This window comes from Halpernia sp. GG3 (assembly GCF_052976925.2).
The window spans coordinates 1-26,009 of the sequence record NZ_JBRIIR020000012.1 but is presented as its reverse complement, the minus strand read 5'-3'; the positions used below and the strand labels follow the sequence as shown (position 1 = coordinate 26,009).

General features: G+C 34.1%; 25 protein-coding genes. 22 read left to right on the top strand and 3 right to left on the bottom strand.

Annotated features, from left to right (window positions below):
* From ACVBED_RS06435 to ACVBED_RS06415, 5 genes are all read left to right on the top strand, one after another.
* Positions 1 to 732: a shikimate dehydrogenase family protein gene (locus ACVBED_RS06435; RefSeq protein ID WP_447119822.1), complete on the top strand. Its 732-nt coding sequence runs from the start codon at positions 1 to 3 to the stop codon at positions 730 to 732.
* A gap of 81 nt (positions 733 to 813) precedes the next feature.
* The gene (locus tag ACVBED_RS06430; RefSeq protein WP_447119821.1) at positions 814 to 2,928 is read left to right on the top strand and encodes a DUF349 domain-containing protein; all 2,115 of its coding nucleotides are present in this window, start codon (positions 814 to 816) and stop codon (positions 2,926 to 2,928) included.
* Between the two features lie 9 nt (positions 2,929 to 2,937).
* Positions 2,938 to 3,534, top strand: a complete 597-nt coding sequence (locus ACVBED_RS06425; RefSeq protein WP_447119820.1) for a hypothetical protein — start codon at positions 2,938 to 2,940, stop codon at positions 3,532 to 3,534.
* A gap of 43 nt (positions 3,535 to 3,577) precedes the next feature.
* Positions 3,578 to 4,600, top strand: a complete 1,023-nt coding sequence (gene ribD, locus ACVBED_RS06420; RefSeq protein ID WP_447119819.1) for a bifunctional diaminohydroxyphosphoribosylaminopyrimidine deaminase/5-amino-6-(5-phosphoribosylamino)uracil reductase RibD — start codon at positions 3,578 to 3,580, stop codon at positions 4,598 to 4,600.
* Between the two features lie 20 nt (positions 4,601 to 4,620).
* The gene (locus ACVBED_RS06415; RefSeq protein ID WP_447119818.1) at positions 4,621 to 5,232 is read left to right on the top strand and encodes an IMPACT family protein; all 612 of its coding nucleotides are present in this window, start codon (positions 4,621 to 4,623) and stop codon (positions 5,230 to 5,232) included.
* A gap of 4 nt (positions 5,233 to 5,236) precedes the next feature.
* On the opposite strand, the gene ACVBED_RS06410 is transcribed toward ACVBED_RS06415, so the two are convergent.
* Positions 5,237 to 5,932 (bottom strand): zinc metallopeptidase, encoded by a 696-nt coding sequence (locus ACVBED_RS06410; protein WP_473094711.1) that lies wholly within the window; start codon positions 5,930 to 5,932, stop codon positions 5,237 to 5,239.
* 106 nt (positions 5,933 to 6,038) lie between these two features.
* On the opposite strand from ACVBED_RS06410, the gene ACVBED_RS06405 reads away from it, so the two are divergent.
* The 17 genes from ACVBED_RS06405 to ACVBED_RS06325 all read left to right on the top strand — a co-directional run bounded on the left by ACVBED_RS06405 (position 6,039) and on the right by ACVBED_RS06325 (position 22,160).
* Positions 6,039 to 7,163: a GTP cyclohydrolase gene (locus ACVBED_RS06405; protein ID WP_473094710.1), complete on the top strand. Its 1,125-nt coding sequence runs from the start codon at positions 6,039 to 6,041 to the stop codon at positions 7,161 to 7,163.
* Between the two features lie 294 nt (positions 7,164 to 7,457).
* Complete coding sequence (locus tag ACVBED_RS06400) at positions 7,458 to 7,823, top strand: NADH-quinone oxidoreductase subunit A (RefSeq protein WP_447119816.1); 366 nt, start codon at positions 7,458 to 7,460, stop codon at positions 7,821 to 7,823.
* A 17-nt stretch (positions 7,824 to 7,840) separates the two neighbouring features.
* Entirely contained in the window at positions 7,841 to 8,398 is a 558-nt protein-coding gene (locus tag ACVBED_RS06395; protein ID WP_447119815.1) for an NADH-quinone oxidoreductase subunit B, read from the top strand.
* Positions 8,399 to 8,403: 5 nt separating this feature from the next.
* Entirely contained in the window at positions 8,404 to 8,898 is a 495-nt protein-coding gene (locus ACVBED_RS06390) for an NADH-quinone oxidoreductase subunit C (protein WP_447119814.1), read from the top strand.
* A 66-nt stretch (positions 8,899 to 8,964) separates the two neighbouring features.
* Positions 8,965 to 10,188, top strand: coding sequence for an NADH-quinone oxidoreductase subunit D (locus tag ACVBED_RS06385; protein WP_447119813.1), 1,224 nt, complete (start codon positions 8,965 to 8,967; stop codon positions 10,186 to 10,188).
* Between the two features lie 95 nt (positions 10,189 to 10,283).
* Positions 10,284 to 10,790 carry an NADH-quinone oxidoreductase subunit NuoE family protein gene (locus ACVBED_RS06380; protein WP_447119812.1) on the top strand — a complete coding sequence of 169 codons (507 nt, stop codon included), beginning with the start codon at positions 10,284 to 10,286 and terminating at the stop codon, positions 10,788 to 10,790.
* Between the two features lie 10 nt (positions 10,791 to 10,800).
* Positions 10,801 to 12,165, top strand: a complete 1,365-nt coding sequence (gene nuoF / locus ACVBED_RS06375; RefSeq protein WP_447119811.1) for an NADH-quinone oxidoreductase subunit NuoF — start codon at positions 10,801 to 10,803, stop codon at positions 12,163 to 12,165.
* A 47-nt stretch (positions 12,166 to 12,212) separates the two neighbouring features.
* Positions 12,213 to 12,977, top strand: a complete 765-nt coding sequence (locus ACVBED_RS06370) for a hypothetical protein (RefSeq protein ID WP_447119922.1) — start codon at positions 12,213 to 12,215, stop codon at positions 12,975 to 12,977.
* Between the two features lie 30 nt (positions 12,978 to 13,007).
* Positions 13,008 to 14,087: an NADH-quinone oxidoreductase subunit G gene (locus ACVBED_RS06365; RefSeq protein WP_447119810.1), complete on the top strand. Its 1,080-nt coding sequence runs from the start codon at positions 13,008 to 13,010 to the stop codon at positions 14,085 to 14,087.
* A 3-nt stretch (positions 14,088 to 14,090) separates the two neighbouring features.
* Positions 14,091 to 15,164 carry an NADH-quinone oxidoreductase subunit NuoH gene (nuoH, locus tag ACVBED_RS06360; protein WP_447119809.1) on the top strand — a complete coding sequence of 358 codons (1,074 nt, stop codon included), beginning with the start codon at positions 14,091 to 14,093 and terminating at the stop codon, positions 15,162 to 15,164.
* Between the two features lie 238 nt (positions 15,165 to 15,402).
* Positions 15,403 to 15,954, top strand: a complete 552-nt coding sequence (locus ACVBED_RS06355) for a NuoI/complex I 23 kDa subunit family protein (protein WP_447119808.1) — start codon at positions 15,403 to 15,405, stop codon at positions 15,952 to 15,954.
* Between the two features lie 2 nt (positions 15,955 to 15,956).
* Positions 15,957 to 16,454, top strand: coding sequence for an NADH-quinone oxidoreductase subunit J family protein (locus tag ACVBED_RS06350; protein ID WP_447119807.1), 498 nt, complete (start codon positions 15,957 to 15,959; stop codon positions 16,452 to 16,454).
* 3 nt (positions 16,455 to 16,457) lie between these two features.
* The gene (gene nuoK / locus ACVBED_RS06345; protein ID WP_447119806.1) at positions 16,458 to 16,787 is read left to right on the top strand and encodes an NADH-quinone oxidoreductase subunit NuoK; all 330 of its coding nucleotides are present in this window, start codon (positions 16,458 to 16,460) and stop codon (positions 16,785 to 16,787) included.
* A 7-nt stretch (positions 16,788 to 16,794) separates the two neighbouring features.
* Entirely contained in the window at positions 16,795 to 18,690 is a 1,896-nt protein-coding gene (gene nuoL / locus ACVBED_RS06340) for an NADH-quinone oxidoreductase subunit L (RefSeq protein WP_473094709.1), read from the top strand.
* Positions 18,691 to 20,187 carry a complex I subunit 4 family protein gene (locus ACVBED_RS06335; protein ID WP_473094708.1) on the top strand — a complete coding sequence of 499 codons (1,497 nt, stop codon included), beginning with the start codon at positions 18,691 to 18,693 and terminating at the stop codon, positions 20,185 to 20,187.
* Between the two features lie 66 nt (positions 20,188 to 20,253).
* Positions 20,254 to 21,633, top strand: a complete 1,380-nt coding sequence (locus tag ACVBED_RS06330; protein ID WP_447119804.1) for an NADH-quinone oxidoreductase subunit N — start codon at positions 20,254 to 20,256, stop codon at positions 21,631 to 21,633.
* 113 nt (positions 21,634 to 21,746) lie between these two features.
* Positions 21,747 to 22,160, top strand: a complete 414-nt coding sequence (locus ACVBED_RS06325) for a VOC family protein (protein ID WP_447119803.1) — start codon at positions 21,747 to 21,749, stop codon at positions 22,158 to 22,160.
* Positions 22,161 to 22,234: 74 nt separating this feature from the next.
* Here the strand turns inward: ACVBED_RS06325 and ACVBED_RS06320 are convergent, their stop codons facing one another.
* Positions 22,235 to 25,288 (bottom strand): DNA polymerase III subunit alpha, encoded by a 3,054-nt coding sequence (locus ACVBED_RS06320; RefSeq protein WP_473094707.1) that lies wholly within the window; start codon positions 25,286 to 25,288, stop codon positions 22,235 to 22,237.
* A 492-nt stretch (positions 25,289 to 25,780) separates the two neighbouring features.
* Positions 25,781 to 26,009: DinB/UmuC family translesion DNA polymerase (locus ACVBED_RS06315; RefSeq protein ID WP_473094706.1), on the bottom strand; the 229-nt coding region annotated here is incomplete at its 5' end.

The following is a 26,009-nucleotide window of genomic DNA, read 5'->3' as shown; positions in this document are numbered from 1 at the left end:
ATGATTGAGAAACACGTATTCGGGTTGATTGGGAAAAATATCTCGTATTCATTTTCAAAAAAATATTTTACTGATAAGTTTAAAAAGTTGCATTTGCAAAATTATCATTATGAAATTTTTGATTTTACGGAAATTGACCAAAGCAAAGATTTATTTAAGAATACTGATATTAAAGGTTTTAACGTTACCATTCCGTTTAAAGAAAAAATTATTCCTTTTTTAGATAATTTGAGTGCTGAAGCAGAAGAAATCGGCGCAGTAAATTGCATCTCAATTAAAAACGGAAAAAAAACTGGTCACAACACCGATGCTTATGGTTTCGAAAAAACGCTTCTACTTCATCTAAAGAATTATCACAAAAATGCACTTGTTTTAGGAAATGGCGGTGCTGCAAAAGCCGTAAAGTTTGTTTTGAATAAACATAAAATTTCCTTTAAAACCGTTGCCAGAAATGCAGATCTAAATTTTGAAAATCTCCCCAGGGATTTAGTTTCTGACTCCAATTTAATTATTCAATGTACTCCCGTGGGAACCTTTCCAAATGAAACCGACTGTGTGAGATTTCCGTTCGAAGCCTTGACGGAAAAGCATTTGGTAATTGATTTAATTTACAATCCAAGTTACACTCAATTTTTAAAAAATGCCGCCGAAAATCATGCAAAAACCTTAAATGGATATTACATGCTCGAGCAGCAAGCGGAGAAAGCGTGGGATATTTGGAACTCTAAGTAAAAAACCCTTATTTAATGGAATAATTTTAATAAATTTATTTTTTTTAAAAAACAGGCGTTATTATAACCAAAAAGATTTGCTATGACTACAGAAAATAATATTTCTGACAACGAAGAAAAAGATTCAAATTCTAATCCAGAAACCACAAAAATACAGGTGGATAAAATTGAAGACAAAGAAAATTCAGAAGGTCAAACTTCAAAAGAATCCACTGAAAAAGAAAACACGGATGAAAACCTGCTGGAAACCGCTGTTATTGCAGAACACGATTTAAACGCAGAAACTTCTGAAAATGAAGAATCTTTGCCACCACACGCTGAACTTTCTCAAAATATGCCATCCGTTGATCAGATAGATATTTCTGAAAAAGAAGAAAAACTTCATGAACAATCTGAAGTTGCAAAACCTGAAATTAAAAAAGAGAGTAGCGAAGAAAGCAAAAAAGAAGATGCTTCAGCTGTAGAAAATAATTCTGAAATAAATGCGACAATTGCAGCATCAAAACTTGAAGATGATAAAGCAGAAGTAAAGGTGCCAGCTGGCGCAGAAAATTTTTCACAAACTGAAATTTTAGGTAAATTAGAAAGCATTGTTAATTTAAAAGATTCAGGTGCGCACTACAAAGAATTTAACAACTTAAGAGACCAACTTCAAAATATTATTCAACAAGAAATTACAGATTCTAAAAGCAAACTTTCAGAAGAAGATGCTATACATTATGTTCATCATTCCACTGCCAAACTAAATACAATACTACATTTATACCGCGAAAAGCAAGATGCTTATCACAAAAATTTAGAACTGCAGCAAGTTGAAAATTTAAATAACCGCCAGGCAATTATAGATCGTTTAAAAAATCTGTACACCAATTCTGAAGCCGGAACAAATCTTTTTAAAGCCATACGCGAAGTAAAAGAAGATTGGGGAAATGCGGGTCAAGTTGCTAAAAATGAATTCAAACTTCTAAACAATAATTATTTTTTCCACCTTCAGCAGTTTTATGAAATGTTGGATATGAATAAAGAGTTTCTTGGACAAGAATATGCGCACAATTTAGAAAAGAGACAACATATTATTGCCCGTTCTAAAGAATTGATTGAAGAACCTTCTGTTCAAAAAGCACTGAATGAACTGCAATATTTACACAAACTTTGGAAAGAAGAATCAGAACCTGTAGCGGAAGAATTTAGAGAATCAACATGGTTAGAATTTAAAGAAATTTCTAATAAAATCCATGATCGTAAAGCAGAATTATTTACGCAGATAGATGCTGAACAGGCAGAAAATCTGGTGAAGAAAACAGAAATTATTTCTAAAATGAAAGTTATTTCTACGCCGGACAAGGAAGTAAATCATAATTACTGGCAGCAGTCAATAAAAAAAATTGAAGATCTGCGCACGGAATTTTTAAAATTAGGAAGTGTTCCAAAAAAAATGTCTACTAAAAACTGGGGTGATTTTAAGGAAGTGCTTCGTCAGTTTAATGCAAAAAAAAATGATTTCTACAAGGGGTTAAAAAATGCGCAGCAAGATAACTTAGACAAGAAACTGAGCTTAATTCAAACTGCAACAGACAATATGAATAGTGAAGACTGGGAAACAATTGTTCCACTTTTCAAAAACTTACAAGAGGAATGGAAAAAAATTGGACATGTACCTAGAAGTCAGGCAGATAAAATTTGGACAGAATTTCGTGCATCATGCAATACATTTTTTAATAATTTCCGTGAAAAAAACAATGTTTCTGAAGATAATTGGAAAGAAAATTTAAAGCAAAAAAATGAAATTATTGGCCAGCTAAAGAATGTTACGGATGAGGCTGGAAGCGTAGAAAAAATTGAGGAATTAAAAAACACGTGGAATAAAGTCGGAAAGGTGCCACGTGAAAACCTTTCTATCAATACTGAATTCAATAAAACGCTTCGGGAAAAATTAAAGTTAAATAAAATAAACGAGTTTGATCTGAAAGAAGAAGGTCTATCTGAGGCGCAGCTTTCCGATAAAGCCAGAAAAATTAAAAACCAGATTTCTGATTTAGAAACTGAGATTGTCAAACTTGGAAATAACCTTGGTTTTTTTGCAGATTCTTCTAGAAATAATCCGCTCTTAAAAGAAACTTACGTTAAAATTGATGATAAAAAAACACAGCTTGAAAGCTTAAAAATCACTTTACATCAGATTATTACCGGGGAATAATTTAAAAATATGAAAAATATTGTAATTCTATTTTTATGTCTTTTTAGTTTTGCTTTAAAATCTCAAACTACTGCAAACTATCTTAATATTCCAGACCCATTAGTGATAGACGACACGGAATATTTTTTAGAGTGGAGCAAACAGGCCTCTGCCACGCTTTTTTTACAGCAATATTTGTTAAAAGAGGAAAAAATTACAGATTTTACTAAGATGATAAATGTTTCATATTTTCTAAAAGAAATCAACATCGACGATGCGGTAAAGCAAAAAGTAGAGAGTTTTCAAAAACGAAAAGACACAGATCGGTTTTCTAAAGTTCAGGTAACAGAAAGTCCGGATGGAACAGAATATATTGTGGATGGTCTTTTAACAGAAACTCCAAAAACTGGCTCACCTTACGCAGAATATGGAATTTACAGATTCAAAACAATTACAAACGGAAGTAAGAAGTCATTTTTAATTTTCTCATTTATCAAAAGAAATTATGGAGATTTAAAAACCAGCGCCAAATTTTTAGATAAGGAAAGGAATAAATTAATGGGTGCCGCCATTAATTTTATTATTCCACCAATTTCACTGGGAACAGGAAGTAGTGAAAAAAAATAAATTAAAAAAGCACTTATTAACCTAAGTGCTTTTATTTAAAAATATGACTGACGAATTTTACATGCAACGTTGCATTGAACTAGCACAAAAAGCTTTTGGACAAACATATCCAAATCCTTTAGTAGGCGCAGTGATCGTCTACAAAGATAAAATTATCGGCGAGGGCTATCATCATAAAGCGGGGGAAAATCACGCTGAAATTAATGCTATAAATTCAGTAGAAAATAAAGCACTTCTCCCCGATTCTACCATTTACGTTTCTTTAGAACCTTGCGCTCATTTCGGGAAAACGCCACCTTGTGCATTAAAATTAAAAGAAATCGGTTTTAAAAAAGTAATTATTGGTGCAATGGATTCTCACGACAAGGTGGATGGAAAAGGAAAAAAAATTTTAGAAGATGCTGGAATCTTTGTGGAATCCGGATTTTTAGAAAAGGAATGTGAAGATTTAAATAAAAGATTTTTTAGATATCATCGAAAAAAAAGACCGTTCATCATTCTTAAATGGGCAGAGTCAGCAGATGGTTTTTTAGATAAAAATTTTAAGCCTACACAAATTGGAAATTCATTAAGTAAACAATTTGTGCATCAGCTACGTTCTGGAGAACATTCTATTTTGGTCGGTACAAACACTGCTTTGATTGATAATCCAAGTTTGACGACGAGAGAAATTGCGGGCAGAAATCCTGTGCGTATTTTAATTGATTTTGATTTGAAAGTTCCAAGAAATTTTAAAATTTTTAATTTAGAAGCTGAAACGATTATTTTTAATTCTATTCATGATGCGCAGGACGGAAATTTGAATTTTATAATAATTGAGAAAGAAAATTTTATTAAAAATATGCTTTCAAAATTATATGATATGCAAATACAGTCTGTGATTATCGAAGGTGGAAGTTTCACTTTGCAGCAATTTATCAAGGAAAATATTTGGGATGAATGCATTATTATTAAAAATGAAAATCTTAATTTAAAAAGTGGAACTCCTGTCCCTAATTTTTCTAAATTACCTTTTAAGATTGAAAATCTGAGAGATAACTCTATATCTTTTTATAAAAACTATTAATTTTCGCTCACGTCATTTAAATGTCTCAATTTTCATTTAAAACACTAAAGGAACCAGTCTTTGATATTCTTTTAAAAGAGAAGGGAAGCAAATTCATCGGCTTTGTTTCACCCATTTCAAATGAAGTAGATTTTAGGGACTTTTTAGCAGAAATAAAAAAGCTTCATCCAAAAGCGACTCATTATTGCTATGCATTTAGATTAGGTTTGCATGGTGAAAATTTTCGTGCAAATGATGATGGTGAACCAAATGGGAGCGCTGGTTTACCTATCTATAATCAAATTTTAGGACGAGAGATTACAAATATATGCCTGATTGTCGTAAGATATTATGGCGGGACAAAACTGGGAGTTTCGGGTTTGGTAAAAGCTTATAAAAACTGTGCGCAAGAAACTTTAGAAATCGCAGAAGTGATAACTGAAGATTTAAAAGTAAATTTTAGAATTCAATTTAAATTTGAACTTCAAAATGTCATTTTCTCTTTAATTAATAAATTTGATGGAAAAATCATAAAATTTGATTCAGCCGGAAACTGCAGTATAGAGACTGAAATTAAAGCTTCAGAAAAAGTAAGTTTTAAATTAAAACTTTCAGAATTACATGATGTCAGTTTTGAAATTTTAAAAGACTAGAAATCTAATTACGTCTAGCACCGCCGCCATTAAGCATTGAGGCAAAATAAATAAGTTGGCCTAATGATCCGATTACTACCACAACATAAGTTAATGCAGCCCATTTTAAAGCGTCTTTCGCAGCAGTTTGCTCTTGCATAGTTACTTTTCCAGATTTTTCCAACCAAAGTAATGCCCGATTGCTTGCATCATATTCTACAGGCAAAGTAATAAATGCAAATAATGTGGTAACAGCAAAAAGTAAAATTCCAATAGTTAAGAGCGTTTTATTACCGCTTGAAGCCATCACCAAAACTCCTCCGATTAAAATAAAATTCAAAAATCTCGAGCTCAAATTTACGAGCGGAACCATTTTTGAGCGCAGGTTTAGGGCAGCATAACCGACTTTATGCTGAATTGCGTGGCCACATTCGTGCGCTGCCACTGCGGCAGAAGCAGCATTTCTTTGCATATAAACTTCTTCAGATAAATTGACTGTTTTGTCGCCAGGGTTGTAATGATCGGTTAATTGGCCAGAGACTGAAGTTACTTGAACATCGTCGATGTCGTTATCAGAAAGCATTTTTTCGGCGATTTCTTTCCCTGACATTCCGTTTTGCAGGTGCATTTGGGAATAGTAAGTGAATTTAGATTTTAAACGATTTTGGACAATGAAACTCACCAAAAAAATTACGCCCAAAACGATGTAATATCCACCCATCTTACTCTCTTCTTATTTAATAACTCTACCTAAACAGAAGTAAAAATTATGCCAAATCTCATAATTAAATTTTTAATTTTATCTTTGTTTTTATTAAAAAAATTAAATGGCTTTACCTACTCTAATCGAAGTAAACTCCCCAGAATTGTTAAGAAAATTCGTGAAATTTCCTATGGAACTTTATAAAAATAATTCATGTTATGTTCCACCTTTAATTAGTGATGAAATTAAGATTTGGGATGAGAAAAATAACGCAGCTTTTCTTTATTGTGAATCGGTTAAATATCTAGCCTTAAAGGAAGGTAAAGTGGTAGGGAGAATTGCAATAATAGTCAACTACAAAGAGGCAGAAGAACTTGGTATTTCTAAAGTTCGTTTCGGATGGTTAGATTTTATAGATGATTTTGAAGTATCTAAATCTTTGATAAACAAAGTGATAGAATATGCTAAACAAAAACAAATTACAAAGATAGAAGGACCGATGGGATTTACAAATCTTGATAAATCTGGAATGCTTACAATGGGTTTTGATAAATTAGCAACCATGATCGGTCTGTATAATTTTCCATATTACTCAGAACATTTAGAAAAATTGGGTTTAAAAAAAGAAAAAGAATGGGTAGAATTTGAAATGGTGTTTCCTAAAATTTTATCTGAAAAAGTAAAGAAATTTAACGAATTAATTAAGCAAAAATACAAACTGAGAACGCTTGAATTTAAAAGTAAAGATGAGATAAAACCTTTTATCGACCCCATGTTTAAACTTTTGGATCAAACTTATAATACCCTTTCAAGTTATACGCCTATCACCAAAGAGCAAATTACCACTTATAAAGAAAAATATTTTCCCTTTATTGATAAGAATTTTATCGTTTGTATAGTAGATGAAAAAGATGAATTGGTTGCATTTGCAGTAACAATGCCGTCTTACAGTAAAGCTTTGCAGAAAGCAAAAGGAAAACTGTGGCCTTTTGGTTGGTATTATCTATGGCAAGCCACGCGGAAGAATGATAGTGCCAACTTTTATTTAATAGGCATTCAACCTGAATATCAAAGGCGCGGTGTGACGGCAATTATTTTTAAAGAAATCTATGACCGTTTTACAAAAATGGGCATTAATTATGCAGAAACAAATCCGGAATTGGAAGAAAATGTAAACGTGCAGGTATTGTGGCAGGATTATAATCCTACTAATCATAAGCGTAGAAGAACATATTCTAAAGATATTTAAAGTGAAAAAACAATTAATAGTTTACGGTTTCTTAATTCTCATTTATCTGGTTTACAATTTCTTTTTTAAAATTACAGATGAAAAAATAAACACCGCCATAAATATACTTTTCGCAAGTCTTATATTTGGTTATATTTCTTTTCTTGCCTATACGGTATTAAAAAAGATGAAAAATAAGCAGTAATTTTTAATCGTTCTAAATTATTTTTTTTCTATTACTTAAATTGATATTTTACGTCAGGATATTTTATCCTCTCTACTTTATTCAGTAAATTTGCAAAATAACCTACTATAATGAGTACACCGGAAAGTTACATTCCAATTTTATTTCAAGCTGCCGTTGCAATTGGATTCGTTTTAATTTCAATTTTAGGCGCACATTTTTTGGGACCAAAGTTAAAAGGCGTTAATAAGGATAAAAATTTTGAGTGTGGTATAGAAAATGAAGGAAATGCAAGAACTCCCTTTTCTGTAAAATATTTTTTAACAGCTATTTTATTTGTTCTTTTTGATATCGAAATTGTATTTTTCTATCCTTACGCTGTTAATTTCAGAGAATTTGGATTAGGTGGATTTGTTGCCGTTCTCATGTTTGTAGGTGTATTCTTTTTAGGATTTTTCTACGTCCTAAAAAGAGGGGCTTTGGATTGGGATAAATAATTTTAAAAAAAAAGAAAATGTCAGATAATAAAGATATTATAAAAACAGACGCAACAGCGCCTCCTGGACATTCCGGTGAAGGTTTTTTCGCCACAAAATTAGATAGTTTAATTGGCATGGCGCGCTCTAATTCACTTTGGCCTTTACCATTTGCCACTTCTTGCTGTGGAATAGAGTTTATGGCGATGATGATGCCGACTTATGATTTAGCTCGTTTCGGAGGGGAAAGAATGTCATTCTCACCACGCCAAGCAGATGTACTTTTGATCTGTGGAACGATTGCAAAGAAACTAGGTCCTATTTTAAAAGAAGTTTACACACAAATGGCAGAACCCAAATGGGTTATTGCTGTTGGCGCATGTGCGAGCTCTGGTGGTATTTTTGATACTTATTCTGTGCTACAGGGCGTTGATAAGGTAATTCCAGTGGATGTTTATGTTCCAGGTTGCCCACCAAGACCAGAGCAAATTTTAGAAGGTTTTATGCAGGTACAGGCTTTAGCAAAAAGTGAAAGCTTACGAAGACGTGATTCTGATGAATACAAACATTTACTAGAGTCTTACGATATAAATTAATGGATATGACGAATGAATTTGTGTTGGAAGCCATCACCCGAGAATTTCCAGATTCTGTAATCGAAAACTCTGAACCATATGGATTTTTAACTCTTGAATTAAAAAAAGAAGATTTAAAAAAAATTGTTCATTATCTAAAAGATTCTTCATTAGGAATTAATTTCTTAACTGACGTTTGCGGCATTCATTATCCGGAATTTCCAGACAAAGAATTGGGTGTGATTTATCATCTTCATAATATGCAGACCAATTTTAGAATTCGTCTAAAAGTATTTATGAAGAGAGAGAACGCAGAAGTTGATAGTTTAACAAAACTTTACGCTGGTGCAAACTGGATGGAAAGGGAAACTTTTGATTTTTATGGAATTAAATTTAAAGGACATCCAGATCTTAGAGTCATTTTAAATGACCCCGAGTTAGGTTATCATCCCATGTTGAAAGAATATAAATTAGAAGACGGAACAAGAACGGATAAAGATGATAAAATGTTCGGTAGGTAGCATTTAATGGTGAATATTAATTGATTAATGATGTCAATTTACACTAATTAATTATCAATTATAATTATGAAAGACAACGAATTATCTAATATACTCAGCCAATACGAAACGAAAGAGCAGATTGACGGTCAATTATATACCCTGAATCTTGGTCCGACGCATCCTGCAACGCACGGCATTTTTCAAAATATTCTCACAATGGATGGTGAAAGAATCTTGCATTCTGAGCAGACCGTTGGTTACATTCACCGCGCTTTTGAAAAAATTTCTGAAAGACGTAATTTTGCACAGATCACTACGCTTACTGATAGAATGAACTATTGTTCATCACCAATTAACAACATCGGATGGCATATGACAGTTGAAAAACTGATTGGCTGTGAAGTTGGAAAGCGTGTAGATTATATGCGGATCATTATGATGGAACTCGCTAGAATCGCTGACCATTTGGTTTGTAATGGTGTAATTGGAGTTGATTGCGGTGCATTGACGGGTTTTACGTACGTATTCCAAGACCGCGAAAGAATTTACGAAATGTATGAGGAAATTTGTGGTGCAAGAATGACTACAAACATGGGAAGAGTTGGCGGTTTTGAAAGAGACTTCACACCAAGATTTCATGAATTACTTCAAGATTTTATTAAGAATTTTCCGAAAAGATTTGGCGAATTTGTTACGCTTTTAGAAAGAAACAGAATATTTATGGACCGCACGATTGGCGCTGGTTCAATATCAGCCGAACGCGCTTTGAGTTATGGTTTTACAGGACCAAATCTTCGCGCCGCAGGTGTTGATTATGATGTTCGCGTGGCGCAACCTTATTCTTCTTACGGAGATTTTGATTTTACCATTCCAATTGGAACTGCAGGAGACACTTACGATCGATTCATGGTAAGACAAACTGAAGTTTGGGAGAGTTTAAAATTAATTAAAAACGCTTACGAAAATTTACCTCAAGGTCCATTTCATGCAGACGTTCCCGACTTTTATTTACCGGAAAAAGCAGATGTTTACACTAAAATGGAAGCCTTAATTTACCACTTTAAAATTGTAATGGCAGAAACTGAAATTCCGAAAGGTGAAGTTTACCATTGTGTAGAGGGTGGAAACGGAGAACTAGGATTTTATTTGGTAAGCGATGGCGGAAGAACGCCTTACAGATTGCATTTCAGAAGACCATGTTTTATTTATTATCAGGCTTATCCTGAAATGATACAAGGGGCAATGATCTCTGATGCAGTTGTAACATTAAGTTCAATGAATGTAATTGCTGGAGAGTTGGACGCGTAATTTTGTACACTGTACAAAGTAAAATGTGTAAAAATTAAAAAATTAAAAAGTACTTTGTACATCGTACAATCTACATTTTACAAAAAGATTAAATAGTGAGTGAAATAAGTTTTAGTTCCGAGACTTTAGATAAAGTTCAGGAAATGATAAAAAGATATCCGCAAGGAAAAAGCAAATCGGCTTTAATTCCAGTGTTGCTTCTAGCACAGAAAGAATTAGGTGGCTGGTTAAGTATTCCCGTAATGGATTATGTGGCAGAAGTTTTAAATTTATTGCCCATTGAAGTTTACGAAGTGGCTACTTTTTACAGCATGTTTAATATGAAACCAGTCGGCAAATTTGTGTTAGAAGTTTGCAGAACGGGACCCTGTATGTTGAACGGTAGTGAAAAAATCTTAAATCATATCCGAACAACATTAAATATTAAAGACGGTGAAACTTCGGCCGACGGAGTATTTACCTTAAAACCTGCAGAATGTCTGGGCGCTTGTGGTTACGCCCCAATGATGCAGTTGGGAAAATTTTACCACGAAAATTTAACAACAGAAAAAGTCGACGAAATCCTTCAACTTTGCAGAGAAGGACAGTTGGCCTTAAATTAATTTAAAAAAAATGAGTAAAAAGCTTTTACTTAAAGACGCACATATAGAAGGCATTCGCTACTTTGAAACGTACCGGAAACACGGTGGTTACGAAGCAATGGAAAAAGCCTTCAAAATGACACCCGAAGAAATAACTGAAGAAGTGAAAACTTCTGGATTGCGAGGTCGCGGTGGCGCAGGATTTCCAACGGGTTTGAAATGGAGTTTTCTGGCAAAACCAGAAGGCGTTCCCAGACATTTGGTTGTAAATGCCGATGAATCTGAACCCGGAACTTTTAAAGACCGGTATCTAATGGAGTTTTTGCCACACCTGCTAATTGAAGGAATGATAATTTCATCTTTCGCTCTAGGCGCTCATGACTCGTATATTTATATCCGCGGCGAATATGCGTGGATCACAGATATTTTAGAAGAAGCCATTGACGAAGCTAAAAAAGCAGGATTTTTAGGTAAAAATATTTTAAATTCTGGTTACGATTTAGAAATTTACGTTCACCGAGGCGCTGGCGCTTATATTTGTGGAGAAGAAACTGCACTTTTAGAATCGCTTGAAGGAAAACGTGGAAATCCAAGATTAAAACCACCATTCCCCGCTGTGAAAGGTGCTTGGGAAAGACCAACAGTTGTCAATAATGTAGAAACAATTGCAGCAGTTGTACCGATCATAAGTATCACCGGTGCACAATATGCAAAAATTGGCGTAGGGAAATCAACAGGGACAAAATTAATTTCTGCTTGTGGAAATATAAATAAACCAGGCGTTTATGAAATTGATATGACAATTTCCGTCGAAGAATTCATTTATTCTGAGGAATATTGTGGTGGTATTCCAAATGGTAAAAAACTAAAGGCCTGTATTCCAGGAGGAAGTTCAGTGCCAATTGTTCCCGCTAATTTATTATTAAAAACTATTAACGGAAAAAATAGAATAATGAATTATGAATCTCTTGCAGACGGTGGTTTTGCAACTGGAACGATGATGGGTTCCGGTGGATTTATTGTTTTAGATGAAGACCAATCTGTAGTAGAACATACCATGACTTTGGCAAGGTTTTATAACCACGAGAGTTGTGGACAATGTACTCCTTGTCGCGAAGGAACAGGCTGGATGTACAGAATTTTGCAAAAAATTCATTCTGGAAAAGGCGAAATGAAAGATATTGATCTACTTTGGGATATCCAGAGAAAAATTGAAGGTAATACAATTTGTCCGTTAGGTGATGCAGCCGCTTGGCCAGTCGCCGCAGCAATCAGACATTTTAGAGATGAATTTGAATGGTATATCGAAAACCCTGAATCTCAAACCAGAAATTACGGTTTATCAAATTATGCAGAACCAATACCGACGCCGGAAATTCAAAATATCAATAGTTGAAAAATAAAGTAATCCTAATTGCGCTTATATTATTTTCAACATTTAGTTTGAAAGCGCAGACGCAACCCTTCCAAAAAGGAAGCATGTTTTTTATGTTTGGGTGGAACAGAGGTGCTTTCAGCAATTCTGATATCCATTTCGTAGGAAATGGTTATGATTTTCAATTAAATAATGTCGTTGCGCATGATCGACCTTCGCCATTAAGTTTTGATTACATCAATCCCAAGTGGTTCACGGTCGTGCAATATGACTTTCGGGCAGCCTACTTTATTAAAGATAATTTAGCATTAGTGTTGGGAATAGATCATATGAAATACGTAATGGATCAAAATCAAACTGTAAATTTCTCTGGAAAAATAAGTGATCCAAAATATGCGGCGTATGTGCAAAATGGACAAGTTAATTTGGCTGACGCTAATTTCCTTACTTTTGAACACACAGACGGACTTAATTATGAAAACTTAGGTATTGAAAAATATCAAAATTTAATTAATAAAGATAAAATTGATCTGGTTTGGTCTTATGGCGGCGGAATTGGAGTAATGTTTCCAAAAAGTAATGTAAAATTATTTGGTAACGAAAGAAGTGACCGTTTTCATGTTGCAGGAATGGGAAGTGACTTAAGAACCAGTCTTAATTTTATTTATAATAAACATTGGCTGTTGAGAGTTGAAGCAAAAGCAGGATATATCAATATGTGGGATATTAAAACAACGTTAAATAATAAACCAGATTATGCACAGCAAGATTTTGTTTTCGGACAAGTTTTGGCAGGAATTGGATATACTTTTAAGACAAAGAAAAAATTATAAATCATATTGCTGAAAAGCAAATTAAAAAATATGAGCGAAGAAATTAAAAAATTTAAAGTAACTATTGATGGGCAAACTACGGAAGTTGAGCCTGGAACCACTATTTTAAATGCGGCACGTCAAATTGGCGGTCGCTCGGTTCCACCAGCAATGTGTTATTATTCTTCCCTGGAAACAAGTGGCGGACGTTGCAGAACTTGTTTGGTAGAAGTGAGCGCAGGTTCAGAAAAAGATCCAAGACCAATGCCAAAATTAGTGGCAAGCTGCAGAACTGCCGTAATGGATGGCATGGAAGTGAAAAACTTGACTTCCCCAAAAACCCAAGAAGCAAGACACGCAGTTACAGAATTTTTGTTAATTAACCATCCGCTGGATTGCCCAATTTGTGACCAAGCTGGCGAATGTCATTTGCAAGATCTTAGTTATGAAAACGGTGCAGAAAGTACGAGAACAGAGTTTGAACGTAGAACTTTCGAGCCGGAAGATATTGGCCCTTATATAAAATTGAACATGAACCGTTGCATTTTATGCGCGAGATGTGTTTTATTAGCCAATCAATTAACGGAAACCAGAGAACACGGCATTTTATTTCGCGGTGAACATGCTGAAATTTCTACTTATTTAAACAAAGCCTTAGATAACGATTTTATTGGAAATGTTGTTGATGTTTGTCCAGTTGGCGCCTTAACTGATCGAACTTCCCGTTTTATGAGTCGTGTTTGGTTTACAAAACCAATGAACGCTCATTGCGATTGTGATAAATGTTCTGGGAAAGCCACAGTTTGGTTAAAAGGAGACGAAGTAATTAGAGTCACTGCCAGAAAAGACCAGTACGACGAAGTTGCCAGTGAAGATTACATCTGCAATACTTGTAGATTTGGCAGAAAAGAAGCGAAAGATTGGGTAATTGAAGGCCCAAGACACATCGACAGACACTCGGTTATTTCTTTAAATCATTATCAAACACCACTAAATGAACTTCGTTTACTGGACAACCCAGACGCAAAAGAAATTAGCAAAAAAGATGAAATATTTGTGGCAACAAATGATGAAAGTCGCATATTGGGAAATCCAGATGCAAACGAAATTAGTAAAAAAGACGAAATATAAGTCATGGGATTATTAACTTTTAAATTAATACTGGTGGTTGGCCTTTTCATATTGGCATTAACCGTCGCAGCCTATTCTACTTGGGCTGAAAGAAAATTAGCCGCGGTTATGCAGGACAGAATGGGACCAAGCCGCGCGGGACCTTTTGGTTTATTTCAACCTTTAGCAGATGGAGGAAAATTTTTCTTTAAAGAAGATTTTACACCGGCAAATGCTGAAAAATTTCTCTTCGTCATCGGGCCTTCTTTGGTCATGTTTATTTCCTTAATTACGGGCGCCGTGATTCCCTGGGGGAAATCTCTAAGTTTTGGCGGGCAAAGTTATTCATTACAAGTAGCGAACATTGACGTTGGCGTTTTATATTTAATTGGAATGGTTTCCATTGGTGTTTACGGAATTATGATCGGAGGTTGGGCTTCAAATAATAAATATTCTTTGATTGGTGCAATTCGCGCCTCTTCCCAAATGATTTCTTACGAACTCGCGATGGGGTTGGCTTTAATTGCCATTATTATGATGACAGGAAGTTTAGACTTAAAAGTGATCACTGAAAATCAAGCCTCTGGTAAATTGTGGGGATTTATCCCTTGGGTTTCTGGTATGAACTGGAATATTTTTTATCAACCGGTCGCATTTATTATATTTTTTGTTGCGGCTTTAGCAGAATGCAATAGACATCCATTTGATTTAGCGGAATGTGAATCTGAGTTAATTAATGGATATCACACGGAATATTCTTCAATGAAACTGGGACTTTACATGTTCGGCGAATACGTGAATATGTTTATTTCTAATGCGTTAATTGTGACTTTATTTTTAGGCGGTTATAATTTCCCAGGGATTCATTGGGCCATGGAACATTGGAGTGAAAATACTGTGGGGATTTTATCAATCTTATCATTTTTACTAAAAACCTTTATTGGTATTTTAATATTTATGTGGGTAAGATGGACTTTACCAAGATTTAGATATGACCAACTAATGCACCTTGGCTGGAAAAAATTAATCCCAATTGCTTTGGTAAATTTAGTTTTAACCGGTGCAATTATTTTAACGTACGAACACTTTTTTAAATAATTAAAAAGGGAATATCATATAAAACGCAATATATTTGCAGCCCGCTTTGAGTGTAAAACCTTTTTTCGACGAGGAATTTCGGGTAAAAAGATGGGAACGGAAGGCATAAATGAGTAAAAGCAAATGCTTTATCGAAATTGACGGACGAACTTCAGTGGTACCCAAATTAAAAAAATAGAATTAAATTAATTTTAATATTGTTAAATTGTTACACTATTAAATTGTTACATTAAGAAGAATGAAATTAACAAACAGGTCTAAGGTCGTTTCTAATAAAAAGATGACTCTTAGCGAAAAACTATATTTACCGGCGATTTTGAAAGGGATGGCGATTTCTATGAAACACGGTATAAACACCGTGGTGAATGGTTCCCAAACAATTCAATACCCTGAAGAAGTAAAACCGCGTGCAAAAATTTGGCGTGGACTTCACGTTTTAAAAATAGACGAAGAAGGCCGAGAGCGTTGTACCGCTTGCGGATTATGCGCAGTCGCTTGCCCCGCAGAAGCAATAACAATGACTTCGGGAGAAAGAACAAAAGAACAAAAAGATCTTTACAGAGAAGAAAAATATGCCGAAATTTATGAAATAGATATGTTACGTTGCATCTTTTGTGGTATGTGTGAAGAAGCTTGTCCAAAATCTGCTATTTATTTGACAGACAGATTAGTAGATGTAGAAACCAACCGCGGTTCTTTCATTTATGGCAAAGATAAATTAGTGGAAACAATGGAAACTAGAATTGATGTTTCTGCAAGACAATCTGAAGAACAAAAAAAATTAGTTTAAAAATGGCGCAAATACTTTTCTTTATCGTTGCTTTTATTACCATTATTAGTGCCCTCTATTTCGTATTTGCGAAAAATCCACTCTATAGTATTTTATCACTGATTGTCACCTTTTTCTCAATTGCCGGGCTTTACGTTTTATTAAATGCACAGTTTTTAGGCATAGTTCAAATCATTGTTTACGCCGGCGCCATAATGGTATTATTCCTTTACATCCTGATGATGTTAAATTTAAATGAAGCCGACGAAAGTAAAAAACCAACTTATGGAAAATTTATAGCAATTTTTTCTGCGGGACTTTTATTTATTGCAATGCTCGGTGCTTACAAAGGAATGTCCATGGATTCTGTGGCGGGATCTACGATAAATCAGTCCGCAGGTTTAACAAAAGACTTAGGCAGATTATTATTTAATGAATATGTTTTACCGTTTGAATTTGCTTCTGTTCTCATTTTAGCAGGAATTGTAGGTGCGGTTTTAATCGGTAAAAGAGAGTTATAAATTATGGGAGAAACCAATACTTTTATACAAAGTGTGCCTTTAGAGTATTTTATTATGCTCAGTACATTTTTGTTTTGTTTAGGCGTTTTAGGCGTTTTAGTTCGGAGAAATGCGATTGTGATTTTAGGTTGCGTAGAATTAATGTTAAATTCTGTAAACCTTTTATTAGCAGCATTTTCCAGTTACAAAGGCGATGGAAATGGACAGATTTTAGTTTTTTTTATCATGGTAGTTGCCGCGGCGGAAGTTGCCGTTGGTTTAGCAATTATCGCGATGATGTACCGGAATTCAAAATCAGTCGATATCAGTATTTTTAATAAATTAAGAGGTTAAGAAAAGGATGGAAAATTTAGTTTACGCAATCATACTTTTGCCTCTCGTGGGTTTCTTATTTAATGGTTTTTTTGGTAAAAGATTACCTAAAATCTTCGTTGGTTCTTTAGCGACATTAGTGGTTTTCGCCTCTTTTTGTATCGCTGTTAAAATATTTTTAGGCTTTGATGAAAACTCTTCGCCTGTCGTAGTAAAAGCCTTCGAATGGTTTAAGGTGAACGGCATGCAAATTAATTTTGCTTTTCAAATTGATCAGCTATCCTTGATGATGATTATGATTATCACGGGAATTGGCTCATTAATTCACCTCTACTCTATTGGCTATATGAGCCATGACAAAGGATTCTATAAATTTTTTACTTATTTAAATTTATTTATTTTCTCAATGTTACTTTTAGTAATGGGAAGTAATTATTTAATATTATTCATTGGTTGGGAAGGCGTTGGTGTCTGTTCTTATTTATTAATCGGATTTTGGTATAAAAATGAAGATTATGGTAAAGCTGCACGTAAAGCATTTATCATGAATAGAATCGGCGATTTAGGATTATTGATCGGTATTTTTGTGATTGCACAGCAAATGAATGCCATCGATTATATGACTGTTGCTCAAAACGCTACAAAATTTGAATTGAATTCACCTGTTGTTGTTTTCATTACTTTAAGTCTATTTATCGGTGCTATTGGTAAATCTGCACAAATTCCATTATTTACCTGGCTTCCAGATGCGATGGCGGGTCCAACACCAGTTTCTGCTTTAATTCATGCCGCGACAATGGTAACTGCTGGTATTTATTTAGTTGTAAGAAGTAATTTCTTGTTTTCTCTAGCACCTACAACTTTAGATATCATTTTATTTATTGGTTTAGCAACCTCTTTAGTTGCCGCATTCATTGGTTTACGTCAAAATGATATTAAAAAAGTGTTAGCGTATTCTACTGTTTCTCAATTAGGATTTATGTTTATTGCATTAGGCGCAGGCGCTTATACCGTTGCAATGTTTCATTTAATGACACACGCATTTTTCAAAGCATTATTATTTTTAGGTGCAGGTTCAGTAATTCACGCGATGAGCGACGAACAGGATATGCGCAAAATGGGTGGTTTACGGAAAAAAATTCCACTCACTTTTATCACATTTTTGATAGGAACTTTAGCAATTTCAGGAATTCCTTTCTTTTCCGGGATGATTTCAAAAGACGAAATTCTTGCCGCAACTTGGAATAAAAGCCCAATCATTTGGTTTTTAACTTTATTCAGTGCTGCATTAACGGCTGTTTATATGTTCAGACTTTTATTCTTGACCTTTTACGGCGAGTTTAGAGGAACCAAAGAACAGGAAAAACACATTCATGAAAGTCCGGCGACAATGACGATTCCTTTGGTCGTTTTAGCAGTTCTATCTTTAGTTGGTGGATTTTTAAATTTACCCCATTTTGTAGGACATGATTATTCTCAGAAATTAGATAAATGGCTACACAACATTTATTTATTTGACGTTCTAGCCGCAGAAATGCCATTATGGAAAGAACTTTCTTTAATGGGAATTACCATTGCAATGGTTCTAATAATCATGTATATTGTTTATAATAGGTATGTCAATAAAGGAAAACAAGCCCTGCCAGAAAAAGAATATGTTGGTTGGGAAAGGCTTTCTAATAAAAAATTATTTATCGATGAAATTTACCAAGCAACCGTTATAAAACCAATCGAAGGTTTAGGCAAAGCAGGTAAAATGTTTGACCGTGAAATCTTAGGTCCATTTACTGATTTTATTGGTATTGGTGCGGAAGATTCTGGTCGCGCAATGAAGCGTTTCCAAAATGGAAATGTAGAAAATTATGTGCTAATAATGTCTTTAGCGATAGGAATAATTTTAATTGTTAACTTTATATTACAATAAATGTCTGTAGTTTTATTAGCGTTATTGCTATTACCTTTAATAGGTTCAATTTTTACTTTTTTCTGGAAGAATAACAAGTTTAGCAATGATGTTGCACTCGGTTTTTCCATCATCTCAATGTTATTGGCATTTTATGCATTGGCTTATTTCAATTTTGATGCACGGATTGATCTGCCGATGCAATATGAAATTAACTTTCCTTTTTCGCAAATAATAGACAGTAGATTGCATTTCGGTATCGACGGATTGAGTATGATCATGGTTATTTTGACCAATATTTTAGTACCGTTGATTATTTTGTCTTCATTTAATGAAAAACGCTGCTACAGTAACAAATTTTACGGCTTAATCTTATTAATGCAGTTCGGTTTACTAGGAGTTTTTACTTCATTAGACGGTTTGGTTTTTTACGGTTTCTGGGAAATCACTTTAATTCCGATCTGGTTCATTTGCGGCCTTTGGGGTCAGGAAGATCAAAAATTAAAATTCACCACTAAATTTTTCATCTTCACTTTTGTTGGTTCACTCTTTATGTTGGCCGGATTAATCTTTGTTTATGTTCATTCTAACTCTTTTGCTTTAGTAGATTTATATAACGCAAGTCTTAGTGGTACAGAAGAAGTTTTTGTATTCTGGTTCATTTTTGCAGCATTTGCAGTGAAATTTCCAATATTTCCTTTCCACAATTGGCAAGCAGACACTTATACTTATTCGCCAACACAAGGCTCAATGTTACTGTCCGGGATCATGGCAAAAATGGCCGTTTTCGGTTTATTAAGATATTTATTACCAATTACACCACACGCTATCGCCGGAACTTCTGGTGGAATTGTTTTGATGTTATGTGTTTTTACCGTAGTTTTTGGTGGTTTGGTAGCGCTTATTCAAAACGATTCAAAACGAATTATCGCCTATTCTTCTCTTTCACATATTGGTTTAATTGCCGCTGGTATTTTCGCTTCGGCTCTATTAACTTTAAAAGGAAACTTTACTATTGAAGGTGGCGAAGGTGCAGTTATTCAGGCTTTTGCGCACGGTATTAATGTCGTTGGTTTATTTTATTGCGCCGATATTTTATTTAAAAAATTTAAAACTAGAGATATTAGACAAATGGGCGGTCTGGCAAGTGTTGCGCCAAAATTTGCGGTATTATTTATGGTAATTTTATTTGGTTCTCTTGGTGTGCCTTTAACTAATGGTTTTATTGGAGAATTTATTTTAATAAAATCAGTGTATGATTACAACAGTATTCTCGGGATTTTGTCAGGATTGACCATGATTTTAGCTGCGGGTTATCTTTTAAGATTTTATGGAAAAACCATGTTTGGTGAGGGAGATAAAGTGATTTTGTCTTCTGTAAAAGATATTTCTGGTGTAGAATTTACAGTTTTAGCCAGTTTAGCAGTATTTGTAATTTTACTAGGCATTTTTCCACAGCCGCTATTAGATATGGCAAATAGTTCTTTAAAACTAATTTACGGATCTTTAGTTTTCTAAAATAAAATTGATAAAAAAGTCAGGCATTTTTTTTAAACCTGCGCATAAAATTTTCAAATATTAAGTATGAGTGTTATAATTATTATTTTCCTTACCGCAGTGATAGCCTTATTTTCTGGCGTTTTTGAGCAAGGGAAATGGGCGAGATATATTGGAATTGCTGGTTTAGTAGTGGCTTTTTACGTTTCATTTTTACCTGAAAATCACTTCTTTGCACAATACAATTCCATGTTTGTATTTGGTCATAATGAAGCGCTTTTCACAAAAATTTCAATCGTAATTACGTTGCTTTTATTTTTTCTGGGAGGTTTCGCTCTCAGCAATCACAGAAGCCACCAGTCAGAGCTTTATACTTTGATTTTATTTTCCTTAATCGGTGGTATCATCTTATTTTCTTTTCAAAATTTAGTCACCTTATTTTTAGGGATTGAAATTTTATCTATCCCCCTTTATGTAATGGCAGGCGCAAGAAAGACCGATTTGAAATCTACGGAAGCCTCTATAAAATACTTCTTAATGGGCGCTTTTGCTACAGGATTTTTACTTTTTGGAGTTGCTTTAATTTATGGAAGTTCCGGAAGTTTTGATCTCTACGCCATTCATGCGTTCGGAATTGAACACCCAAAAAACTTAATGTTCATAATGGGTTGCGTTTTAATGTTGACTGCTTTAGCATTTAAAGTGTCACTCGCACCTTTCCATATGTGGAGTCCAGACGTTTACCAGGGATCGCCTTCGCTAATTACGACGTTTATGATGACGGTTGTAAAAATTTCTGGTTTTGTCGCACTTTTCAGATTAATGACAATTGGTTTCTACGGCGTTTTCGGCGAATGGATTAATATTTTAGCCGTTCTTGTAATTATCACTTTGCTTCTTGCTAACTTTATGGGTTTAGCTCAAAACAACGCGAAAAGAATGTTGGCTTACTCTTCCGTTTCCCACGCCGGATATATTGCTCTAATATTTTTCGGAATTAACAATCTCTCCACTTATAATTTAGCATTTTACCTTTTCGCTTATTCTTTGGCGTCAGTTGGCGTGATGATGTGTTTAATATATGTTGAAAAAATAAAAAGAGAATCTTCATTTAAAGCCTTTAATGGTTTGGGAAAGACTGAACCAATTTTAGCAGTTACTGCTTCAATATCATTACTTTCAATGGCAGGAATTCCCTTAACAGCAGGTTTCGTCGGGAAGTTTAGTTTATTTGCTCAGGCGATGCAAGCCGCACCAATTTTAGTAATTATTGCGGTAATTGGTTCAGCCTTATCAATTGCCTATTATTTAAGATTAATTATTGCCATGTTTTTCTACGAAGAAAGCACGTTCAATACCACAGAAAAAGTAAGTTTAACTTATAATATCGTGGCGATTTTCATCATCGCAGCAATTATCGGTTTAGGCGTTTATCCCGATTTATTTGCGGTGCAATTTGGATTATAGGTATTCTAATTAAAAATATTTCGATTTAAAATATTAAAGCATAACTTTTTGGTTGTGCTTTTTTTAATTAATATTTCCTAAATTGAAGAAAGTTTATTTTAACAACGATTATCATGAAATTTCCCTTCCATTTCGCTTTCAAAGTAAAAGATTTAGAATCCACCCGTAAATTTTACATCGAAATTTTGGGCTGTGAAGAAGGCCGTTCTACAGAAACCTGGGTAGATTTTAATTTCTTTAGTCATCAACTTTCTGCGCATATTAGCAGCGAATTCCCCGCTTTAGATTTCTGCGGAAAAGTTGATGGAATATTAGTTCCAATTCCGCATTTCGGCTGCGTTTTAGATGAGATCACTTTTAAAGATATTCAGGAAAAATTAGAAAATACTGGTGTTGATTTTTTAATTAAACCAAAGATCAGATACGCAGGAAAAGTTGGCGAACAAACCACCATGTTCGTTTTTGACTTTAGCGGAAATCCTTTAGAATTTAAAATGCTTTCTAATGAAACACAATTGTTTACATAAAAATGTTTTATGAATTTAATTTTCGTTTCGCTTCGTTTTATTAATAAAAAAATCAAAGTAGTTTTTTAATTTAATCAACTCATTTTCTGTCTAGGCAAACCAATCTCATGTTCCTGCGGATAAGGTTTTCGTGAGGTCATACTTACATCTTCTTTTAATTTATTTTGGGTTTCAAAAGATTTTTTATCACCACTGGAATACCGCGGATCTGAAATGAACGGCATTTTTGCCATTTTTAAAACCGTGATCGTCGGAAAGTGAAAATCAACTTCTACCAAACCTAAAAGCAAATAACAGCCGCCACCTTGAAACGGATATTGATGCAAATTATCAGGAAAATGTGCCGTATCAAAAAAGTTGCCTTCAAAATCTATCCAGGTGCCGAAAAACATAGTGCCTTTTTTGGTTGGAACGTGCTTTCTGGAAATAAGATAAGCCATCATTTTCACCTCTTTTTTATGAAATTTAAGTAAATCTTTCGCCATCACTTTACCTCGAAATTTGGTTTGTAATAAATCAAACGGACTGCAGGAAACGGTGAATCCTAAAATCTCAATTTCATCAAAAGCATCTTCAAGAAAATTTCTTTTTAATTGTGGAAGTTGATATTCCTGCGCAGGTTCTTCTAAAAGAGAAAGCATTTTGCAATCCGGTTTATAAGTCGACATTATGAAACGTGCTTCGATTAAAAGTTCATTTTTCTGTTTTCTAGTAAATCTGAAAGCCCCAATAAAAATTAAGATCTGTAAACTTTCAATTCCTAAAGGAACGCGTTTTATAAAATTCTCTAATGATAAGTAATCGCCGTTATTTTCTCTTTCTTCAGGAATAAACTGCGCGATTCTGCCTTCAATCTTTTCAATGTGCATTAAACCTAAAAAAACATCGTCGTCATAAACTGTCGTCTTAAATTCACTTTTATTCACACACGGATTATTGATTTTTCCACCCGACATTTTGGCTTCGTGCACATAAACTTCAGTTCTGTAAAAACCACCTTGATTATTAATTACAGCAACCATAAACTCAATCGGGTAATAAACTTTTAGATATAAACTCTGGTAACTTTCCACCGCATAAGACGCGGAATGGGCTTTGCAGAAAGAATATCCCGCGAAAGATTCTATCTGCCGATACACTTCCTGCGACAACTGTTCGGAATGACCTAGTTTTTTACAGGATTCAAAAAAATCACTTTTTACTTTTTGTAAAGCGTCTAAAGAACGACCTTTTCCACTCATTGCACGGCGCAAAACATCGCCATTCGCTGCGGAAAGTCCACCAAAATGAAGTGCAATTTTTATCACGTCTTCCTGATAAACCATAATACCGTAAGTTTCGCCTAAATGTTTTTCAAAAACAGGATGAAAATATTCAAATTTATCGGGATTATTGTGCCGGAAAATGTACTCGCGCATCATTCCGCTTTTTGCCACGCCGGGACGAATAATTGAAGATGCGGCTACTAAAACTTTAAAGTTATCGCAACTTAATCGTCGTAACAATCCTCTCATCGCGGGACTTTCAATATAAAAACAGCCGATGGTTTTTCCTTTTGCTAAAAATTCATTACAGATCTTTTCATCTTTTGAAATCGAAGTGTCTTTAATATCTACGGAAATATTCCGATTCTTTTTAATTAAATCCTGTGCATCTTTTATACTTCCCAAACCGCGCTGGGAAAGAATATCAAACTTTTCAAAACCAATATATTCCGCTACATGCATATCAAACTGCACGATTGGGAAACCTTTTGGCGGCATTTCTAAAGCAGTGTAATTGGTGATTGGTTCTTCAGAAATAATAATTCCACAGGAATGCATACTTCTTTGGTTCGGAAATTTTTCTAATAATTTACCGTATTTATGAACAAGCTTTACGACCGAATTTTCCTCGTGTTCATTTTGCGGTTTAGTTGCCAAAGCATCCAATTCTTCTTTTGGCAAACCAAAAACTTTCCCCAATTCCCGAAAAATAGAACGGTATTTAAACTCGACATTTGTACCACAAAAAGCCACATGGTCTTTGCCATATTTTTTAAAAATATAGTCTAAAATAGCATCGCGGTTTTGCCAACTCCAGTCAATATCAAAATCTGGCGGACTTTTTCTATTTAAATTTAAAAAACGCTCAAAATAAAGATCTAGTTCTATGGGACAAATATCTGTGATCCCAAGACAAAAACTCACAATACTGTTTGCGCCGCTTCCTCTCCCAACATGCATAAAACCTTGACTATTACTGTATCTTACAATATCCCAAGTGATCAAGAAATAGCCGCTAAAATTGAGTTGGTCAATTACTTTCAGTTCCTTTTCTATTCTTAAAAGTGCATTTTCTTCCTGCGCGGGATATTTTATTTTAAAACCTTCATAAGCTAGTTTTCGCAGAAGTTTTTCATCTTCATCTTTAGATTCTGTAAAATGTTTTTTATTTCTGGCTATGCCAAATTCATAGTCAAAATTGCAGTTTTCTAAAAGATTCTTAGTATTTTTTATGATCTGCGGATAGTTTTTAAAAGCGGCTAAAATTTCATTTTCAGGTTTTAAAATCTCGGTTTCTTTACAATAATCTTCTTTATTTAATTTACTGATCAACGTGTTTAAATCTATAGCACGCAAAATTTTGTGCAGATTAAATTCCTGTTTGGTTTTAAAAGTAACCGGTTGCAAAATAACCATTTTATGCACCAGTCTTTTTAACATCGAATTAAAAATCAGATTTAGCTGTTCGGCTTTTACGCCGATAAATTCATTATCTAAAAGTGTTTCGGGGATATTTTCTAAAGGATAAACAACGAAAACTTCTTTAAAATCCGGATTGGTTTTAGGTAAAATTTTACCCTTACAATTATGCGCCGTCAGCATTCTGTTGATTTCCGCAATTCCTTTTGCATTTTTCGCTAAAGTGATGTAATACAATTCATTTTCTGATCGAATTTCTACGCCAACAACTGGTTTTATTTCATTTTGATGACAAAGTTTGGTAAAATCATAAATTCCCGTGATTGTATTGATATCCGTTAATGCTAAAGTTTTAATATTATTTTCTACAGCTTGCTGCACCAAATTTTCAATAGAAATAGTGCCATATCTGAGACTGTGAAACGTGTGACAATTGAGGTACATGGTTCTATTCTGGAAAAAATTATTAAAAGCAAACACTTTTTTGTTGGCTATTTAAAAGAAAAATATTACTATTTCATTATTATTCTTTTTTCATGATAAAAAAGAATCAAAAAATCAAGACTGGAAACTCACCTAAAAATTAAACTTTTGACCTAAAATTTCCAAACTCAGGCGGAAAGTTTTATTAGTTTCTGAGTTGTATATTTTTTACCGCCACTCAAACACCGAAAATTTTTGAACGGTCAAAAATTTAATTTTCTTAACGGCTCCTTTTCCAAGGTCATTTTTGAAGCGGTTTAATAAAATGAATTTTAGCGCTGTTTATTTTTCATTTTTTTCATTCTTAAAATTATTTTCTAAATTATTTAAAACTTAATTACTGGCAATCACTGCGCCCCGGCTTGAGTGAAGCTCCTTTTGTACGGCGGAACGCCGAACAAAAGAGCGGGAACGGAAGACGGAAACAGGCGCCCAAAAAAATATTTAAAAATGTTAAACGGAAATATTATATTTAAAACCCAAGGCTTTTCCGACCGCATTTTCGCCAAATCTATCTTTAATTTTATCCATCGTTTGGTACAGATTCATGAGTTCTTCTGTGTCTTCAAAAAGGTTCATCTGATGATTTCCATGAACTAATCCGGTAAATTTTACACCGATTAATCTTAATCTCATTCGGCGCGTGTACAATTTTTTAAAAAGTTCCAGCGCAACTCTCGTG

What these genes read in the sequence shown, in the direction of transcription:
- ACVBED_RS06425 (WP_447119820.1), top strand. Translation starts at nt 2,938, where the DNA reads ATGAAAAATATTGTAATTCTATTTTTATGTCTTTTTAGTTTTGCTTTA.
- ACVBED_RS06320 (WP_473094707.1), bottom strand. Translation starts at nt 25,288, where the DNA reads ATGTACCTCAATTGTCACACGTTTCACAGTCTCAGATATGGCACTATT.
- ACVBED_RS06390 (WP_447119814.1), top strand. Translation starts at nt 8,404, where the DNA reads ATGACGAATGAATTTGTGTTGGAAGCCATCACCCGAGAATTTCCAGAT.
- ACVBED_RS06415 (WP_447119818.1), top strand. Translation starts at nt 4,621, where the DNA reads ATGTCTCAATTTTCATTTAAAACACTAAAGGAACCAGTCTTTGATATT.
- nuoL (WP_473094709.1), top strand. Translation starts at nt 16,795, where the DNA reads ATGGAAAATTTAGTTTACGCAATCATACTTTTGCCTCTCGTGGGTTTC.
- nuoF (WP_447119811.1), top strand. Translation starts at nt 10,801, where the DNA reads ATGAGTAAAAAGCTTTTACTTAAAGACGCACATATAGAAGGCATTCGC.
- ACVBED_RS06355 (WP_447119808.1), top strand. Translation starts at nt 15,403, where the DNA reads ATGAAATTAACAAACAGGTCTAAGGTCGTTTCTAATAAAAAGATGACT.
- ACVBED_RS06410 (WP_473094711.1), bottom strand. Translation starts at nt 5,932, where the DNA reads ATGGGTGGATATTACATCGTTTTGGGCGTAATTTTTTTGGTGAGTTTC.
- nuoH (WP_447119809.1), top strand. Translation starts at nt 14,091, where the DNA reads ATGGGATTATTAACTTTTAAATTAATACTGGTGGTTGGCCTTTTCATA.
- ACVBED_RS06335 (WP_473094708.1), top strand. Translation starts at nt 18,691, where the DNA reads ATGTCTGTAGTTTTATTAGCGTTATTGCTATTACCTTTAATAGGTTCA.
- ACVBED_RS06365 (WP_447119810.1), top strand. Translation starts at nt 13,008, where the DNA reads ATGAGCGAAGAAATTAAAAAATTTAAAGTAACTATTGATGGGCAAACT.
- ACVBED_RS06325 (WP_447119803.1), top strand. Translation starts at nt 21,747, where the DNA reads ATGAAATTTCCCTTCCATTTCGCTTTCAAAGTAAAAGATTTAGAATCC.
- nuoK (WP_447119806.1), top strand. Translation starts at nt 16,458, where the DNA reads ATGGGAGAAACCAATACTTTTATACAAAGTGTGCCTTTAGAGTATTTT.
- ribD (WP_447119819.1), top strand. Translation starts at nt 3,578, where the DNA reads ATGACTGACGAATTTTACATGCAACGTTGCATTGAACTAGCACAAAAA.
- ACVBED_RS06430 (WP_447119821.1), top strand. Translation starts at nt 814, where the DNA reads ATGACTACAGAAAATAATATTTCTGACAACGAAGAAAAAGATTCAAAT.
- ACVBED_RS06435 (WP_447119822.1), top strand. Translation starts at nt 1, where the DNA reads ATGATTGAGAAACACGTATTCGGGTTGATTGGGAAAAATATCTCGTAT.
- ACVBED_RS06405 (WP_473094710.1), top strand. Translation starts at nt 6,039, where the DNA reads ATGGCTTTACCTACTCTAATCGAAGTAAACTCCCCAGAATTGTTAAGA.
- ACVBED_RS06350 (WP_447119807.1), top strand. Translation starts at nt 15,957, where the DNA reads ATGGCGCAAATACTTTTCTTTATCGTTGCTTTTATTACCATTATTAGT.
- ACVBED_RS06395 (WP_447119815.1), top strand. Translation starts at nt 7,841, where the DNA reads ATGTCAGATAATAAAGATATTATAAAAACAGACGCAACAGCGCCTCCT.
- ACVBED_RS06400 (WP_447119816.1), top strand. Translation starts at nt 7,458, where the DNA reads ATGAGTACACCGGAAAGTTACATTCCAATTTTATTTCAAGCTGCCGTT.
- ACVBED_RS06385 (WP_447119813.1), top strand. Translation starts at nt 8,965, where the DNA reads ATGAAAGACAACGAATTATCTAATATACTCAGCCAATACGAAACGAAA.
- ACVBED_RS06330 (WP_447119804.1), top strand. Translation starts at nt 20,254, where the DNA reads ATGAGTGTTATAATTATTATTTTCCTTACCGCAGTGATAGCCTTATTT.